Source organism: Shewanella sp. 5_MG-2023, assembly GCF_030547465.1.
GTDB lineage: Bacteria > Pseudomonadota > Gammaproteobacteria > Enterobacterales > Shewanellaceae > Shewanella.
This window is the reverse complement of the sequence record NZ_JAUORC010000005.1, coordinates 134,574-151,399: the sequence shown is the minus strand read 5'-3', so window position 1 is coordinate 151,399 and position 16,826 is coordinate 134,574. Positions and strand designations below refer to the sequence as shown.

Annotated in this window: 12 protein-coding genes and 2 pseudogenes; 10 read left to right on the top strand and 4 right to left on the bottom strand. The window is 42.0% G+C overall.

The features are described 5' to 3' along the window. Positions 1 to 23 precede the first annotated feature (23 nt). Complete coding sequence (galU, locus tag Q4557_RS04260; protein WP_303410895.1) at positions 24 to 902, top strand: UTP--glucose-1-phosphate uridylyltransferase GalU; 879 nt, start codon at positions 24 to 26, stop codon at positions 900 to 902. A gap of 101 nt (positions 903 to 1,003) precedes the next feature. Here the strand turns inward: galU and Q4557_RS04255 are convergent, their stop codons facing one another. Then, entirely contained in the window at positions 1,004 to 2,182 is a 1,179-nt protein-coding gene (locus Q4557_RS04255; protein ID WP_303410893.1) for a DUF3596 domain-containing protein, read from the bottom strand. 5 nt (positions 2,183 to 2,187) lie between these two features. Continuing rightward, positions 2,188 to 2,310, bottom strand: a pseudogene (locus tag Q4557_RS04250) (IS3 family transposase); the annotation flags it as partial. A gap of 279 nt (positions 2,311 to 2,589) precedes the next feature. Between Q4557_RS04250 and glmM the strand changes: the two are divergent. The 9 genes and pseudogenes from glmM (at position 2,590) to cysC (ending at position 13,212) form a co-directional block, all read left to right on the top strand. Next, positions 2,590 to 3,945 (top strand): phosphoglucosamine mutase, encoded by a 1,356-nt coding sequence (glmM, locus tag Q4557_RS04245; RefSeq protein ID WP_303410891.1) that lies wholly within the window; start codon positions 2,590 to 2,592, stop codon positions 3,943 to 3,945. Between the two features lie 222 nt (positions 3,946 to 4,167). Beyond that, entirely contained in the window at positions 4,168 to 5,244 is a 1,077-nt protein-coding gene (gene rfbB, locus Q4557_RS04240) for a dTDP-glucose 4,6-dehydratase (RefSeq protein WP_303410889.1), read from the top strand. Next, positions 5,237 to 6,151: a glucose-1-phosphate thymidylyltransferase RfbA gene (gene rfbA, locus Q4557_RS04235; RefSeq protein ID WP_198590466.1), complete on the top strand. Its 915-nt coding sequence runs from the start codon at positions 5,237 to 5,239 to the stop codon at positions 6,149 to 6,151. The genes rfbB and rfbA overlap by 8 nt, the downstream gene beginning before the upstream one ends. Next, positions 6,151 to 6,732 (top strand): annotated as a pseudogene (gene rfbC / locus Q4557_RS04230) (dTDP-4-dehydrorhamnose 3,5-epimerase). The gene rfbA and the pseudogene rfbC overlap by 1 nt, the downstream one beginning before the upstream one ends. Continuing rightward, positions 6,729 to 7,844, top strand: coding sequence for a dTDP-4-dehydrorhamnose reductase (locus tag Q4557_RS04225; RefSeq protein ID WP_303410888.1), 1,116 nt, complete (start codon positions 6,729 to 6,731; stop codon positions 7,842 to 7,844). Before rfbC ends, Q4557_RS04225 begins: the two are co-directional and overlap by 4 nt. A gap of 393 nt (positions 7,845 to 8,237) precedes the next feature. Next, a complete protein-coding gene (cysD, locus tag Q4557_RS04220; RefSeq protein ID WP_076537299.1) occupies positions 8,238 to 9,143 on the top strand; it encodes a sulfate adenylyltransferase subunit CysD in 906 nt (301 codons plus the stop codon). Between the two features lie 121 nt (positions 9,144 to 9,264). Beyond that, complete coding sequence (gene cysN, locus Q4557_RS04215) at positions 9,265 to 10,671, top strand: sulfate adenylyltransferase subunit CysN (protein ID WP_102475723.1); 1,407 nt, start codon at positions 9,265 to 9,267, stop codon at positions 10,669 to 10,671. A gap of 101 nt (positions 10,672 to 10,772) precedes the next feature. Then, complete coding sequence (locus tag Q4557_RS04210) at positions 10,773 to 12,500, top strand: SLC13 family permease (RefSeq protein ID WP_102437577.1); 1,728 nt, start codon at positions 10,773 to 10,775, stop codon at positions 12,498 to 12,500. Positions 12,501 to 12,573: 73 nt separating this feature from the next. Then, positions 12,574 to 13,212 carry an adenylyl-sulfate kinase gene (cysC, locus tag Q4557_RS04205; RefSeq protein ID WP_102437575.1) on the top strand — a complete coding sequence of 213 codons (639 nt, stop codon included), beginning with the start codon at positions 12,574 to 12,576 and terminating at the stop codon, positions 13,210 to 13,212. A gap of 434 nt (positions 13,213 to 13,646) precedes the next feature. Here cysC and Q4557_RS04200 read toward each other — a convergent pair whose 3' ends face one another. Both Q4557_RS04200 and Q4557_RS04195 read right to left on the bottom strand, forming a co-directional pair. Further along, complete coding sequence (locus tag Q4557_RS04200; RefSeq protein ID WP_303410884.1) at positions 13,647 to 15,041, bottom strand: RsmB/NOP family class I SAM-dependent RNA methyltransferase; 1,395 nt, start codon at positions 15,039 to 15,041, stop codon at positions 13,647 to 13,649. A gap of 193 nt (positions 15,042 to 15,234) precedes the next feature. After that, complete coding sequence (locus tag Q4557_RS04195; protein ID WP_303410882.1) at positions 15,235 to 16,569, bottom strand: BamA/TamA family outer membrane protein; 1,335 nt, start codon at positions 16,567 to 16,569, stop codon at positions 15,235 to 15,237. Positions 16,570 to 16,826 lie beyond the last annotated feature (257 nt).

Sequence of the window (16,826 nt, the reverse complement as noted above, 5' to 3'; positions counted from 1 at the left end):
CACCTAATTAAATAAGGTTTTTCATGAAAGTTGTTATTCCCGTTGCAGGCCTTGGCACACGTATGCTTCCTGCAACTAAAGCGATTCCAAAAGAAATGCTACCTATCGTGGACAAGCCGCTTATTCAGTATATCGTTAATGAGTGTGTAGCTGCTGGCGTTAAAGAAATTGTACTGGTTACCCATGCCAGTAAAAATGCCATTGAAAACCACTTTGATAAATCTTACGAACTTGAATCAACGCTTGAAAAGCGTGTTAAACGTCAGCTGTTAGAAGAAGTACAGTCAATTTGCCCTAAAGACGTTTCTGTTATTAGCGTTCGTCAAGGTGAGGCTAAAGGCTTAGGGCATGCTGTGTTGTGTGCTAAACCTTGTATCGGTAATGAACCTTTTGCAGTGGTATTGCCTGATGTTATTTTAGATGAATATACAGCCAACCAAAAAACTGAAAATTTAGCTGCGATGATGGCACGTTACCATACCAGTTTTGCTAGTCAGATTATGGTTGCGCCAGTACCAGATAATGAAGTGAACAAATACGGTATTGCAGATTGTAATGGTGAAGAAATCTCCCCAGGTGATTCAGCTAAAATCAAAGCTATGGTTGAAAAGCCTGCCATTGGGACTGCTCCATCAAACTTAGCTGTTGTTGGTCGTTATGTGCTATCAGAAAAAATCTGGAATCTATTAGCTAAAACACCAGCGGGCGCGGGTGACGAAATTCAGTTAACAGATGCGATTGATATGCTAATTGAACAAGATACTGTTGAAGCGTTCAATATGACCGGTAAATCACATGATTGCGGCGACAAACTAGGTTACATGAAAGCCTTTGTTGAATATGGCCTGCGCGACAAAAAGCTCGGTGATGATTTTGCTAAAGTAATTAAAACATTGCTCTAGATTAGATTACTTCGCATTACCAATAAAACCAACTCACAATGAGTTGGTTTTTTGCTTTTAGAGGCAAAATTATAAAATGGGGATTTTAAACCCAAAGCTATTTACGAAAAGCCTTCACTTCGCATCAGCGTATCAAATGCATTTCCATCAGTACGTGATGCATTAGCTACATAAGGAGCATATACGTCAAACAATAAGCGAGTATCGCTGTGACCAAGCATTTGAGAGATGTACAAGGGATTCTCAAGGGCTGCGATATGAAGCACTGCTGCAGTGTGGCGCGTCTCGTAAGCGCGTCTGCGTTTAAGTCCAGCTTTAATCAATGTTGGGTACCATAATGCTTTACTCACATAGTGGGTATCCAGTGGCGCACCTGATTTGCCGGTAAACACAAAGTCAGAATAGGGGGCATAACCAGCCTCATACGAATCTTTAATGCGTTTAAAGGCTTCGTAGATGGTATCGCACACCTTTAAGTCTCGGCGTGATTTAGGCGTTTTAACATCACACACTTCACCATTTACCCAGTTCTGACGGATACGAATTAAACGGTGTTCAAAATCAATATGCTGCCATTCAAGGCCGTGTATCTCGCAGCTACGTATCCCAGTCCAAAATCGGATAATAAAGTAATCCTTCCACTCTTGTGGCACCTTGTCTAAAAACTTGCGCACCTCTTCAATCGTCATTGGGTATGACTCTGCTTTTTCTTCCTTGAGCGCTTTGTAGCGTCTTAAGGGATATTCAAATTTACATTCTTCAGCGGCCAAGCTAATGATGGCAATTACAGGCCAAAGTAAGAAATTAATACGGCAATTGGATAATTGACGTGTATCACTGTCTTTCATTATTTCCATCAGTTCCTGACGAAAATAATCTATTTGCGACAGGGTGATTTCATTTACCAAGGTATTACCGAATTCGGGTATAAGGTATTTATCGAGCGTGTTGCGCATGGTGCTTTTATAACTGTTTTTCCAAGCCCCTTTTTTGCGTTTAAACCATTGGTTGGCAAAATTATCAAAGAAAGGGTATTCACGATCAGGATGTTTGTCGCGTTGCCGTTGCTCAAATTTAGCGACCTTTTTACTTTTCGGAAAATAGTCACGATATTGAAAGCTGCCTAAATCAATCTCAGCATTCATTTTTTTGAGCATGGCTTTAGCTTGGGTGAGGTTTTTAGGGGTTGCCATCAGTTTACTGCCTTCACGAAAACGGCAGCCATAAAGCTGCATGTCGAACTGAATGCGCCCGTTTGGACGTATGCGAATATGAGCCATAGTGGTCAACCCAAACTGGACACTTTTAGTTGGAAATTTTCAAACGCTACTGGTGACAGATCACCATTAGCGGAATGTAGCCGTTCTAAGTTGTAATATTTCATATAAGTAGCCACGTCTTTTTCGAGACTGTTACACCCTCCCAGATTTCTTCATCCATTAAAGATAGCAGCACTACATAATCACCATTTTATATTTTTGAATTCTTTAAATACCAGTAAGGCTGCACCAAATCGCTTTGCTGTCTTGCTTTAATCCACAAAATTCAATTAAAGATTGCAGTGGCTTAAAAATGTCACAATTAGATGAGTAATTGCACTGCCTTTTCGTATATAATTTGCCTCCACTTGAAAAAGTGACCTTACTTTTGTTTTATACCAACATGGACTGTTGGTTTTGGAGTTGTTATGTCTCGTAAATATTTTGGCACTGATGGTGTGCGAGGAAAGGTGGGTGAGTTTCCGATTAACCCGTCTTTTGCGATGAAATTAGGTTGGGCTGCTGGGACGGTTTTAGCGTCAGCAGGCACCAAAGAAGTCATTATTGGTAAAGATACTCGTATTAGTGGTTACATGTTAGAAACCGCCATGGAAGCAGGCTTTTCTGCAGCAGGGATTAATATTGCTTTGGTTGGCCCAATGCCAACACCGGCTATCGCGTATTTAACTTCGACTTTTAGAGCTGATGCAGGTGTGGTGATCAGTGCATCACACAATCCGTATTACGATAACGGCATCAAGCTGTTCTCAAACTCGGGTACCAAGCTTAACGATGCTCAAGAATTAGAAATTGAACACTTACTTGATCAAGCCATTAATCATGGCGCAATGTCGTGTGTTGATTCGGCAAAGCTCGGTAAAGTGCGCCGTATTGCTGATGCTGCAGGGCGTTACATTGAGTTTTGTAAAGGTACTTTCGATAAGAATAAGTCCCTTGCAGGATTAAAAATTGTGGTTGATTCGGCTAATGGCGCAGCGTATCACATCGCTAAAGAAGTGTATGCAGAGCTCGGCGCTGAAGTGATCAGCATTAATGATAAGCCTGATGGCTTAAACATTAATGAGCGCTGCGGCGCAACTCACCTTGATAGCCTGCAAACTGCAGTGATGGTGCATGAGGCTGACTTAGGTATTGCTTTAGATGGCGATGCTGACAGGGTGTTGTTTGTTGATCACAATGGTCATGTGGTTGATGGCGATGAAATCATCTTTATTTTAGCCCAAGCGTTTCAACAAGCTGGTGAGTTAAACGGTGGCGTTGTTGGTACCTTGATGTCAAACCTAGGTTTAGAGCTGGCACTTAAAGAAATGGATATTCCCTTTATTCGCGCCAACGTGGGCGATCGCTACGTGGTTGAGCAGCTTAAAGAAACCGGTTGGTTGCTTGGCGGCGAAGGCTCAGGCCATATCTTAAGCCTTAAGCATACCACCACAGGTGATGGCATTGTGGCATCGCTGCAAGTGCTTGATGCTGTTATTGAGTCAGGTAAAAGCTTAGCTGAAGTTAAGTCAGGTATGACAAAACTGCCTCAAGTGCTGATCAATGTTCGCTTAAGTGCCAACAACGCCGATGAAATTATTGCCTCTGATGCCGTGCAGCAAGCAGTAACCGCTGCTGAGCAAGTGATGGGTGATAATGGCCGTGTTTTATTGCGTAAATCGGGTACTGAGCCATTAATCCGTGTAATGGTTGAATCAACCGATGCGGATATGACCCAAACCCAGGCGCAATCAATTGCGGATGTGGTTAAAGCGGCAAGTTAATAATTTGTCTTATCAATCAGGGTAGATTTATCTATGCTATTAAATGCCAGAGTATTGATACTCTGGCATTTTTGTTATGCGTGAGACATCAATTTCTATTGATAATTGGCGTATAATACCTTTAAAGCACTTTGATATAAGCACTTTGATATAAGTACTTTGATATAAGTACTTTGATATAAGCGCTTTAAAGGTCATTTTAATGTTGAAGGTTTACTGAGTATGATTTTAATCACAGGTGGTGCAGGTTTTATCGGTAGCACCTTAATACGTTACTTGTTAGCTCATACTCAAGAATCTATCGTGAATCTTGATGCCTTAAGTTACTCAGGTAACCTTGATTCATTAAAAGATGTCGCGAACTCAGAACGATATCACTTCGTTCATGCAGATATTTGTGATGCCAATAGTCTAAAACAGGTTTTTGCCAAGTTTAAACCGACAGCGGTAATGCACCTTCCTGCAGAAAGTCATGTGGATCGCTCCATTGATAATGCCAGTGCTTTTATGCAAACCAATATCATCGGGACATTCACATTGCTTGAAGTGTGCCGTGAGTATTGGAACACGCTAGCAACTGATGCTAAAACAGCGTTTCGATTTCATCATATTTCAACCGATGAGGTTTTTGGTGACTTAGATAGTGATGAACTGCCATTTTCTGAGCAGACGTCATATAAACCAAGCTCGCCTTATTCTGCCTCAAAAGCTTCTTCCGATCATTTGGTCAATGCTTGGCAGCGTACTTATGGTTTGCCAGTGCTGGTTAGTCATTGCTCAAACAATTATGGTCCTTACCAACTTCCTGAAAAATTGATCCCCCACACCATTTTAAATGCCTTAGCGGGTAAGCAGTTAACCGTTTACGGTAATGGCCTGCAAGTAAGGGACTGGTTACATGTAGAGGATCATGTTCGCGGCCTTTATCAAGTGCTGACACATGGCGAAGTAGGCCAAAGCTATAATATTGGTGGTCTTAATCAAGTGACCAATATTGATGTGGTTAACAGCATATGTGCGCTATTAGAGCAATTGGCACCAGAGGCTAAGCAAGGCTGCCAATCTTATGCTGAGTTAATTACCTATGTTGACGATAGGCCCGGTCATGATAGTCGCTATGCCATTAATGCATCGAAAATTCAAACACAGTTAGGCTGGCAACCCGTGCATGATTTTAATTTGGGGTTAGCTGCAACGGTTAAATGGTACATCGATAATCCTAGCTGGTGGCAACAGATCTTAACTGGTGACTACCGCCTTAACCGACTTGGGCTCGCTAATGGAAATATCAATGAGTAGTTTAAGCGCTGTGCAGCCCATCACTTCTGCACAGTATAAAGGCATTATATTAGCGGGTGGCACGGGCAGTCGCTTATTTCCGCTAACCCTTGGCACTTCTAAACAGTTATTACCTGTCTATGATAAGCCGATGATTTATTATCCCTTATCGGTACTCATGCTGGCGGGTATTAATGACATTTTACTGATCTCAACCTCTGAAGATCTGCCCAGCTTTAAACGCTTATTAGGCAACGGTGAACGCTTTGGTATTAAGCTCAGTTATGCAGAGCAAGCAGCGCCAGAGGGTTTAGCGCAGGCGTTTATCATTGGTGAGCAGTTTATTGGTGATAGTAACGTGGCATTAGTGTTAGGCGATAATATTTTCTATGGGCAAAACTTTACTGAAAAGCTAAAACAAGCTACAGCCAAAGCGTCTGGTGCAACCGTATTTGGCTATCATGTTAGCGATCCCGCGCGATTTGGGGTCATTGATTTTGACGATAATGGCATTGCCCTAAGTATTGAAGAAAAACCGAGCGTCCCTAAAACCAACTTTGCCGTTACAGGGCTTTATTTTTACGATAATGAGGTCGTATCCATTGCTAAAAGTATTACACCCTCATTAAGAGGTGAGCTTGAAATTACCGATGTGAACATGGCTTATCTGGCTAAAAAAGCCTTAACTGTGGATATATTAGGGCGAGGGTTTGCTTGGCTTGATACCGGAACCCATGATGCACTGCTTGAAGCGAGTCATTTTGTGCAGACCATTGAGAAACGCCAAGGCTTAAAGGTGGCCTGTCTTGAAGAAATCGGTTTCATTAATGGTTGGTTATCTGTTGATGAGTTAGCGCAACAAGCACAATTTCATCAAAAAACGGCATATGGCACTTACCTAAGCCAACTCGTAGAGGAACATCGTTGATGAAGGTTATTGATACTACCATTTCTGATGTCAAAATCATTGAGCCTGAAGTGTTTGAAGATGAACGTGGCTTTTTTATGGAAACCTTTCAACAAGCTCGTTTTCAACAATTGCTAAAAGCCAATCAATCCTTTGTGCAGGATAACTAATCACGCTCACATTATGGTGTGCTTAGAGGGCTTCATTTTCAAACCCAGAAGCCGCAAGCTAAATTAGTGAGAGTCGTTAGAGGCAAGGTGTTTGATGTGGTTGTTGATATCCGCCCACAGTCATCAACTTATGGCGCTTGGGTTGGGGTTGAGTTATCTGAGACCAACCAGCGACAATTGTGGGTGCCTGAAGGCTTTGCCCATGGCTTTGTTGCTTTAGAAGCGTGTTGTGATGTTGAATACAAATGTAGCGATTATTATGACCCTAAAAATGAAGCTTGTCTTAGCTGGGACGATGCTGACTTAGCCATTAATTGGCCTATTAGGGAGGTCATTCAATCTGCTAAAGATCAACAAGGGTTATCTTTTCAGGCGTTAAAAGCAATGCACAATGAGCAGGCGTTAACCTTAAAGCCGGACATCACAAAGTGAAGCTGTTATTAACAGGCGCTAATGGTCAGTTAGGTTTGAGTATTAGGCGCTGCATTGCAGATCATAATGCCTTTTTAGCCAAGAATAATGGCAACTATTCTAGAATTATTAGCAGAAATATTAGCAGTGTTAATAACACCGACTTGTCATCTCAATGCATGCCAAATGAGCTACAACTTCTCACGGCAGATAAATCAGATTTAGAGATCAGTGACGCTAATGCGGTCATGGAAATGATTGATAGGCTTAACCCCGATTTAATCATCAATTGCGCCGCCTACACCCAAGTGGACCAGGCTGAAACACATCAGCAGCTTGCTGATGATGTGAATGCCACAGGGGCGAAGAATCTTGCCTTAGCGGCGCTAAAAGCATCTATTCCACTTATTCATATCTCAACCGATTATGTGTTTGATGGCAAAAGTGGCAGGCTGCCATCTCAAGCTGCAAGTTCAGCGCTGCCTGTAGATGAGCCCAAGCTTGCTGGTGGCCTTGAAGCAACCTTTGCAACCGCCTCTAACACTGCTATTGAAACTGCAATTGAAAACAGTCCAAGCCCATATTCTGAAACTGCTGTGCCAAATCCGCTGAATATTTATGGCGAGTCTAAGTGGCGCGGCGAGCAATTGATTACTGATATTCTGCCGCAGCACATTATCATTCGAACGTCTTGGCTGATAAGCGAATTTGGGCATAACTTTGCTAAAACGGTGCTGAGATTAGCCAAAACTAAACCGACTCTGGCGATGGTGGCCGATCAAATAGGTTGTCCTACTTATGCGGGGGATTTAGCCAAAGCGATATTAAACATCGCTGCGCAAATTCAGCAGGGTAAAACAGTTTGGGGCACTTTTCATTACTGCGGCGATACAGCTACCAGCTGGTATGGTTTAGCAAAAGCCATTGTCGATGAAGCAAGTGTACAAGCTAAGTTACTAACAGTTCCTACACTCAAGGGGATTGATACTCAGGACTATCCTTTGCCTGCTAAGCGGCCACCCTACAGTGTGCTTGATTGCCAGCAGATAAAAATGGCTTGGGGTATCGATGCTTGTGATTGGCAAGTATCAATTAAAACTTTGATTAGAAATCTCGATATTGATGTTTTATAACTTTTTTTAAGAGTATTTATAACGGTTTACAGATTTTGCTCAAGCTCAGCTTAAGTAATCGGCTACACAAATGCTAACTCATTAATCGGCCTAATCCTCCCAGTGTCTTTGGTTAACATCTAACCTTTCGCAGTTAGCTTTTCAGTTGTCACTCTCTACCACTTAGATGATTGGAGGAGTTAGTTATTACTTTTTAGATCATTATTCCAAACAAACCTTTTCATCCTTTTTATTCCTTTTTGTTATATTCAACCCTTCATTAATAACTTTTACTATCAGTTGATACTGGTAATATGATTGCATGCAACTTTGGATTAACAATCATCGTTATGAGACGGATCATCATTTGTCTGTTTAAAGCGTATGAATTATTAAAGGTTTATTGGAATAGATATGTCGACACAATTGACTCATTTAAAGCAACTTGAAGCAGAATCCATTCAAATTATGCGTGAAGTCGCCGCAGAATTTGATAACCCTGTCATGCTCTACTCGGTAGGTAAAGACTCCTCGGTTTTATTGCACCTTGCGCGTAAAGCTTTCTATCCCGGCAAAATTCCATTTCCTTTGATGCATGTTGATACCAACTGGAAGTTTAAAGAGATGATTGCTTTTCGTGATCAAATGGCCGAAAAGTACGGCTTTGACTTAATCGTTCATAAAAACCCTCGCGGTTTAGAAATGGGCTGTAGCCCGTTTGTTCATGGTAGTGCTAAGCACACCGACATCATGAAAACTGAGGGCTTAAAGCAAGCGTTAGATATGCATGGTTTTGATGCTGCTTTTGGCGGTGCACGTCGTGATGAAGAAAAATCCCGTGCCAAAGAGCGTGTGTATTCTTTTCGCGATAACAAGCACAGATGGGACCCTAAAAACCAACGTCCTGAGTTATGGAATATTTATAACGGTAAAGTGGATAAAGGCGAAAGCATTCGCGTTTTCCCATTATCAAATTGGACTGAATTAGATATCTGGCAATATATTTATCTTGAAGGTATTGAAATCCCATCGCTTTATTTAGCTGCAGAAAGACCAGTTTTAGAGCGTGATGGCACCTTAATCATGGTTGATGATGACCGAATGGAGCTTGAAGAAGGCGAAGTCATTGAGCATAAGATGGTGCGCTTTAGAACATTAGGTTGCTATCCACTCACTGGCGCAGTTGAGTCGGTTGCACAAACCTTACCTGAGATTATTCAAGAGATGCTGCTTTGTACAACATCTGAGCGTCAAGGACGAGTGATTGATAATGATTCATCCGGTTCAATGGAAAAGAAAAAAATGGAAGGGTATTTCTAAGCTTTTTAAAACCTCATTTTTATGAAGTGTTTGGCACTTCTGATTATTTGAACCATTACATTACCAATGTGTTGCTGCAGTTGAATATACGCTCAGAGCAGCGCGTTAGCTTAAGGAATTTATGATGTCTAATACCGCTTTAATCGCTTCAGATATTGAAGCTTATTTAAACGTCCATGAAAATAAAGATATGCTGCGCATTTTAACCTGTGGCAGTGTTGATGATGGTAAATCGACCCTTATTGGTCGTTTGTTGTATGACAGTAAAATGATTTTTGAAGATCAAATGGCGGCCATTGAAAAAGACTCAAAACGCTTTAATACCACAGATGAGTCGTTCGATTTAGCCTTATTGGTTGATGGCCTGCAGTCTGAGCGTGAGCAAGGTATTACCATTGATGTGGCTTATCGCTATTTTGCCACCGAGCAACGTAAATTTATTATTGCTGATACTCCAGGTCATGAGCAATATACCCGCAATATGGCAACGGGCGCTTCGACTGCTGATTTAGCGATTATTTTGATTGATGCAAGGCATGGGGTGCAAGTACAAACTCGCCGTCACAGCTTTATTTGCTCTCAGTTGGGTATTAAGCACGTCATCATTGCCATCAATAAAATGGACGCGGTGGATTACGACCAAAGCGTTTATCAAAATATTAAGAAAGACTATCGTGAGTTTGCTGAAAACCTGCAGTTTAACGATATTCGCTTTGTGCCGATTTCAGCATTAAAGGGCGACAATGTCGTCAACGAGAGTGCCAACATGACTTGGTACCCGGGTTCAACCATGATGAAACTGTTAAATACCGTGACGGTTGCCAAAGATAAAACCCACCCATTTCGTATGCAAGTGCAATACGTTAATCGTCCAAATCTGGATTTTCGCGGTTTTTGTGGCACGGTTGCATCGGGCGATATCCGCGTTGGTGATACCGTCAAAACCTTGCCTTCAGGTAAAGAAAGTAAAGTTAAATCTATAGTGACCTTTGATGGCGAGCTTGAAAAAGCCACTATCGGCATGGCAATTACCATCACCTTAGAAGATGAAATTGATATTAGCCGTGGTGACATGCTAGTTCGCCCTCATGAACTGCCATTATCAAGCAGCAATTTTGAGGCCGATGTGGTGTGGATGACTGAAGAGCCATTACATGTCGATCGTGAATATGCCATTAAAATGGGCAGTAAATCAGTTTATGGCTATGTCGAGAATGTGAATCACAAAGTCGATGTGAACACCCTAGAGACATTTGATGCACATCAACTTGAACTTAATGAAATGGGTAACTGTAACTTTGCAGTCAATGAAGCTGTGCAGTTTGATGCTTATGATATCAATCGAACCACTGGTGCGTTTATCATTATCGATCGCCTAACCAATGTCACCGTGGGCGCGGGGATGATAAGAAATTCATTAGAAGGCAAAGCAGCAACCACTGAAGCCAAACCTTCAGCATTTGAAATCGAATTTAACGCATTGGTTAGAAAACATTACCCTCATTGGGGCGCAAAAGTCATAGGCTAAGCTAGTACAGATGAGCACCTAGGCTTTATCAAAAAGCTGCAATGCGATTGATTAGCTTGCAGCTTTTTTTGACTTTGTATCCTTGAGGTTGGTTTCTATTTATGTCTACAGATGCATACTTAACAATAAGTATTTTCATACTAACGATTTGTGGTTTATTAAAATTTCAAAGTCGACCTGCTGCCGTGTGCGGTGTGACCTTATTATCATTAGTTGCACTTGGGTTGGTGTCTAAAGCGCAATTATTATCGAGTATTGCTAACCCTGGGTTAATCACACTCATTCTATTAATCATTTGCTCTTTCGGGTTAGAGAAAACCCGATTGCTGAGAGTTATTGCCTCAAAAGTGATTGTTGTTGGCTATAAAGCCACTTTTTTACGGCTGTTTGGTGTCACCACGATTTGTTCTGCGCTACTTAACAATACCGCGGTGGTGGCGACGCTTTTGTCGCCAATACGTAATAACCCGCATCATTTTGCCAGTAAATTATTATTGCCTTTATCCTACGCGGCAATTCTCGGTGGCACGCTGACTTTAATTGGCACCTCAACCAATTTGATTGTAAATAGCCTGTATATTGATGTTGAAGGGCGTTCATTAGCCTTTTTCTCTTTTACCGCTATCGGCTTAATACTGGTGATTTGTTGCGGGGCCGTGTTAGCTGTGTGTGTCAGGTTTTTGCCAGAAAATGAACAGACTCTTGATGGTAATAAAGGTTATTTTATTGATGCAAAAATCATCGAAAACTCAGAGCTGATTGGCCGCTCTGTCGAGGCCAATGGTTTACGGCATTTAGAGTCATTATTTTTAGTTGAGGTCGTTAGAAAGGGAAGGTTAATCACCCCGGTCGCGCCAACAGAAGTGTTACAACAAGATGATCGACTTATTTTTAGTGGTGATATTGCAAAACTAGGACAATTAGGCCAGTTTTCAGGGCTTGAAACATTTGCCCATAAAAATGATTTAAAAGGCTCAAATCTCACTGAAGTGGTGGTAAAGCAAGAAAGTATTTTAGTGAGAAAAACACTAAAGAAAGTCGGCTTTAGAGCACTATTTGATGCCGCCGTGGTGGCGATTCGCCGAGATGGCGAAAATGTCTCTGGCAAACTTGGTGAAGTCGAGTTACAAGCGGGTGACTTTTTAGTGTTATCTGTCGGTGAGGATTTTAAATCTCGACGTAATTTAAGCAAAAACTTTATTGTGCTTAGCGGCGTCGAAACTGAGATACGCCTTAACGGCTGGAGGGCATGGTTAGCTGTCGGTGGCTTTTTAACTTCAATAGCCCTTGCCGCATTTGGGGTCATTGATTTACTTGAAAGCTTAGTGATTTTATTAGGGCTACTGGTGTTTAGTCAGTCACTTAACGTCAATGAAGTGATGCGCCGATTACCGGTCAATATTTGGCTCATCGTCGCCTCTGCCATTTTACTTTCCCATGCATTGGTTAATGCTGGCGTTGTCGAATTAATTGGTGATGTGGTTAATCAGAGTGTCGATAAAGAGCATGCTTATATTGCCTTGATTATGGTTTATATTCTCACATGGTTGATGACTGAATTAGTGACCAACAATGCTGCTGCAGCGCTAATGTTTCCCATTGCTTATAGTTTGGCGCTCGGTTTTGGGGTGGATGTTTTACCTTTTGTGATGACTGTGGCATTTGCTGCCAGTGGCAGTTTTATTAGCCCTTACGGTTATCAAACCAATTTAATGGTGTTTAATGCAGGTCAATATAAGCTAAAAGACTTTGTCAAAGTCGGTTTGCCCGTCAGTATTGTTTACGGCTTAATCGTGAACATCAGCGTGCCAATATTTTTCCCGTTTTAATGGGCAGCTTTAAACAATAAAAACATAATATTTGTCAGTATTAACAGAACTAAAAAGTGAACAAGGAATAATCATGTCAAATACACCCTACCAAGACGTTAATGTGCTTGGTGACAAGTCAACAGATGTTGTTTGGCACTTGGCAAGTGTGTCTCGGGCACAGCGCATTAAGCTAAATGGTCATAAGCCTGCCGTTTTATGGTTCACAGGGTTAAGTGGCTCTGGTAAATCTACAATTGCCAATGCAGTTGATAAAATGCTTCATGATCTAAACTGTAAAACCTATGTGCTCGATGGTGATAACGTTCGCCATGGCCTAAATGGTGACTTAAGCTTTACTGATACTGATAGAGTTGAAAATATTCGTAGGGTTGGTGAAGTATCCAAGCTATTTGTCGATGCGGGGCTGATTGTGTCTACTGCTTTTATTTCGCCTTTTTTAGCTGATCGCGACATGGTGCGAAGCCTGTTGGCAGCAGATGAATTCATCGAAATCTTTATTGATACCCCGTTAGCGATTTGCGAACAACGCGACCCTAAAGGGTTATATAAAAAAGCCAGAGCGGGCGAGATTAAACACTTCACCGGCATTGACTCAGCTTATGATGCGCCGACGAATGCTGAAATTCATGTGAAGACCGCAGAGCAAGATATTGAGCAATGTGCTTTACAAGTGATTAGCTATTTAACAGATAACGGTTACTTATCGTAAGGCTTGGTTTTAAGCATGGTAGAAAGCACTTCTCAGCCAAAGATTTTTACACAAGGTTTGGCTTCAAAGAATCCACATTTGATCCTATGGTGCTTATGGCTAGAGTAAAAAATATTGAAGCGGCTCAAAAAGCATTAATATAAAGGATGTAAAGTGTGCCTAATAATTATTCCTGCTATTCAGAGAGCTTGAACAAGTGCGGCACACTAAAGTAACAAACTTTATTATAAGAAAACGATATCCGCCCTCAGAAAATTATTAAACTATTGAGTTATAACCGTTCATGGTAACCATATTTTTTATCAAATTTTAATACGGGCGTACAGTACTGCTATTGAGTGCTGCCATTGAATAATTAAAAAGGCCTTCACAAATATTTGTGAAGGCCTTTTTTGATAATAGTTATTGTCATCGTTTATTGATAAATAGGGACATTACTTTCTCATCATTCTCACCACATACATGCCGTCACTATTGGCTTCAAAGGGCCATACGGTAATATGCTCAAGCTTAGCTTGGGTAAATGGGTGTACGCTGGTGATCAACTCAAAGTCACTATTGTGTTGTAAAAATTGCTGCACCACTTGTTCGTTTTCAAGCGGTGATAATGAGCAGGTTGCGTAGACGAGTTTGCCGCCTGGTTTTACCGCCTTTGAACTGCGAGTTAAAATATCTAACTGCAGTGCGGGTTTATCTTCGATACAGCTTGGCTCATCTATCCAGCGCATATCTGGGTTTCTGCGCCATGTGCCAGTGCAACTACATGGGGCATCAACCAGTACGCCATCAAAATGGGCTTTGGCTACCGGTAAAGCATCGCTTTTCCAGCGCGCCACAGTAATGCTGTCAAAGTTTGCTCGTTTAGCGCGCTTATTAAGCTCTTCTAGGGCTTTTGAACGAATATCTGATGAGGTAATAGTACCTGCTGTATTGTTGTTTGAGGCGGCATTTTGCAGCATCAATGAGCGCAGCTGTAATGTCTTACCGCCCGCGCCACTACAGGTGTCCCACCATTGCTCGTTTGCTAAAGGCTGACAGACATTGCCGATAACTTGCGAGGCTAAATCTTGAATTTCAAGTTTGCCCTGTTTGTATAAATCAACGTCATTGAGGTTAATGCTTTTGCTGCCAAGGCTTAATGCATCAGTAAAGTATTCATTGGCTAGGGCATCAATACCAGCTGCTTGTAATGTGGTAACAGCTGATGCTGTATCAATGCGCTGCGCTCTTGCCCAAATGGGAGGACGGCTACTCATGGCTTCAATCAATTTTAGTTTGTTTTGCTGATCATCAATGGTGCATAGCGCCCAAAACCAATCGGGTAATAGTTGAGTTTCAGCAAATTCAATGGTCGTGAATAACTGGCCCATAAGGCTATTTTTATGGCTAACATCAAAGTTTGCACTTGATTGCGGATTAGATGAGTTAGCAACATCATTAGCGTCAATGGTTTGATTTATCAAGCTGACTTGTTCGGGGCTTAAGCCGCCAAATTGTTGCCACGCATCAGCAAACTGACGCCATTGATGCTGCTCAAGTAAGGCACAAGTGCTGAGCATTTGATACCAAGTTTGTTGCTCATGCTGAGAACCCAGCTGTTTTAACCAGCCCCACCAACGAAATAGCCCAAATAAGGTTTCGCGGATCACGCGGCGATCTTTTGAGCCATGCTTTTTGTGCTCACGGAAGTAGTTTGCCACAATCCTATCAGCAGGCATTTTGGTGTCTAATACTTCATCGAATAACTTTTTGATGGTGGCAGAGTAGCTTAATGCTCTTTTTTCTGCGGGAGTATTAGCTTGAAGATGGGGTTGATTAACTGGTTCCATGACTCACTCAGGTTGGCTTTGCAGCGCAATGGGGATAATAGTGCTGCAGTTTACCATGACTGCTACTGTTGTTAAATCCGTGGTTGCAAGGTCAACAGCGGTTAAATCAAGGTATGTGACCTCAAATGCGACTAATCCTTAGATTAGTCGCCTTCCATTTTGTGGATAAAAGACAATTTAGTAAACAGCTCTATTAAAATGGGTGGTCTACCATCACCCAAGCATTGGTGGCTTCATCTGATTGGGCGATATCAAACCTTACAATGATCCCTGCGGTTAATGCTCTAAGAGAAACGCCGTAATCAAATTTCAAATCGGTTAATAATTCATTGGCGGTATAAGCCTCGCCAACGCGGCCAGCTTCAACAAAGCCCACCAATTGAAACCAATCTAGACGTAAAAATTTAAGCCAGTTTACATCTTCGATGGGGTTGTTTTTGAAGGTATAGCGATATTCTGCAGTGCCGTATATGGAGGCTTTATCATGAAAACGACTGTTGTCATAACCGCGCATTCGATAAAAACCACCAAGTGTTGCGCCTTCGCTGTAAGGGGCATCATTGGTGATCCGCCTGCCTCCTTCGTCGTTATACTCAAGCTTCCATGAGGGCGAGTAACCTGTCCAAAAATTTAACGCTAATATACGCTGGGATGCCCAGTCGGAGGCGCCAAAAGAGAAGTATTTACTGGCTTCAAATTCGATAAATGTCCACTGATTATCAGAATCTAGCCAAGCCGCATCATGGGAAATGGCGACAAACTGCTTACTGCCGTAACTGGGGTTTCGTGAAAAGTCGGTATTATCATAAAGCAGTCCTAAACTCATCGCATGAACGGCGCCATCTAATTCTCCGTCTTCAAATTCAAAGGTTTCAAAGCGGTTAAATTGTTTCAGTGTCGCCACTGTGGCTCCAGACTCAAGCGGATTCCAGCTGTCACCGCCAGAGGGTTTTGAGCTCAGCAAGCCGCGGGTTAGTTCATAGTGTACTTGGCCTTTATCACGTGTTGCGCCAATGGGTAGGGTGTATTCAAGCTGTATATTCCACCAGTTTGACGAGCCATCAGCTTGTAAAAACTGTTCATTTGATGAGTCATTACTACCAGGGATAGGTGTGCCTGCAGGGGTATAATTTAAGGTGCCCCCTGCGTAGGCTTTTTTCTGTGGATAATAACCGACAAAGCCAACGGCACTTAAAAAGAAGCGTTCGGTTCGTGGTATTTTAAAGTTCCAAATTCCTGCGCCAACACCGTAACTGACATCGCCACCATAGACAGTAGCGCCAATCGTCATTTGTTCTTGTCCATAACCACTGACCATAGTGCCAATGCCTAAGTTTAATCCCATTGAGTCAGTGCTGAAAGCGTAGGGGAGTATCAGCTCTTCGGTACCAACCCTTGGGGACTCAGCGCGATTAACGATGGATTTGATATTCTTTGGCGCGCTATGGGCAAAAGATTGCGTCAGTAATAGTGAAAAGGCCAAAAGGGCGGTGAAATAGTATCGAGTCGAAGCTCGGGAAAAGCGCATTTTTATCATCCGTGAGCCTTTAACATTGTCGGTGAGTACGTAATTAACGGGCTGATAGCTAATCATTTTATTTATTAGATAAATATAGATGAAGTTGATTAAAAATCTAATTCGGCGGCTAATTTAGGCCATATTTATTGCGACTAGTTTGAGGGCGACGAGTGATAGCAGAGATTAAATCGCTATCACTAAATGCTATTTTGTCCCCAAAAGCTCAGTTGTTTGCTTGCAAGAATGGCTAAGATCAAGCGAAGTAT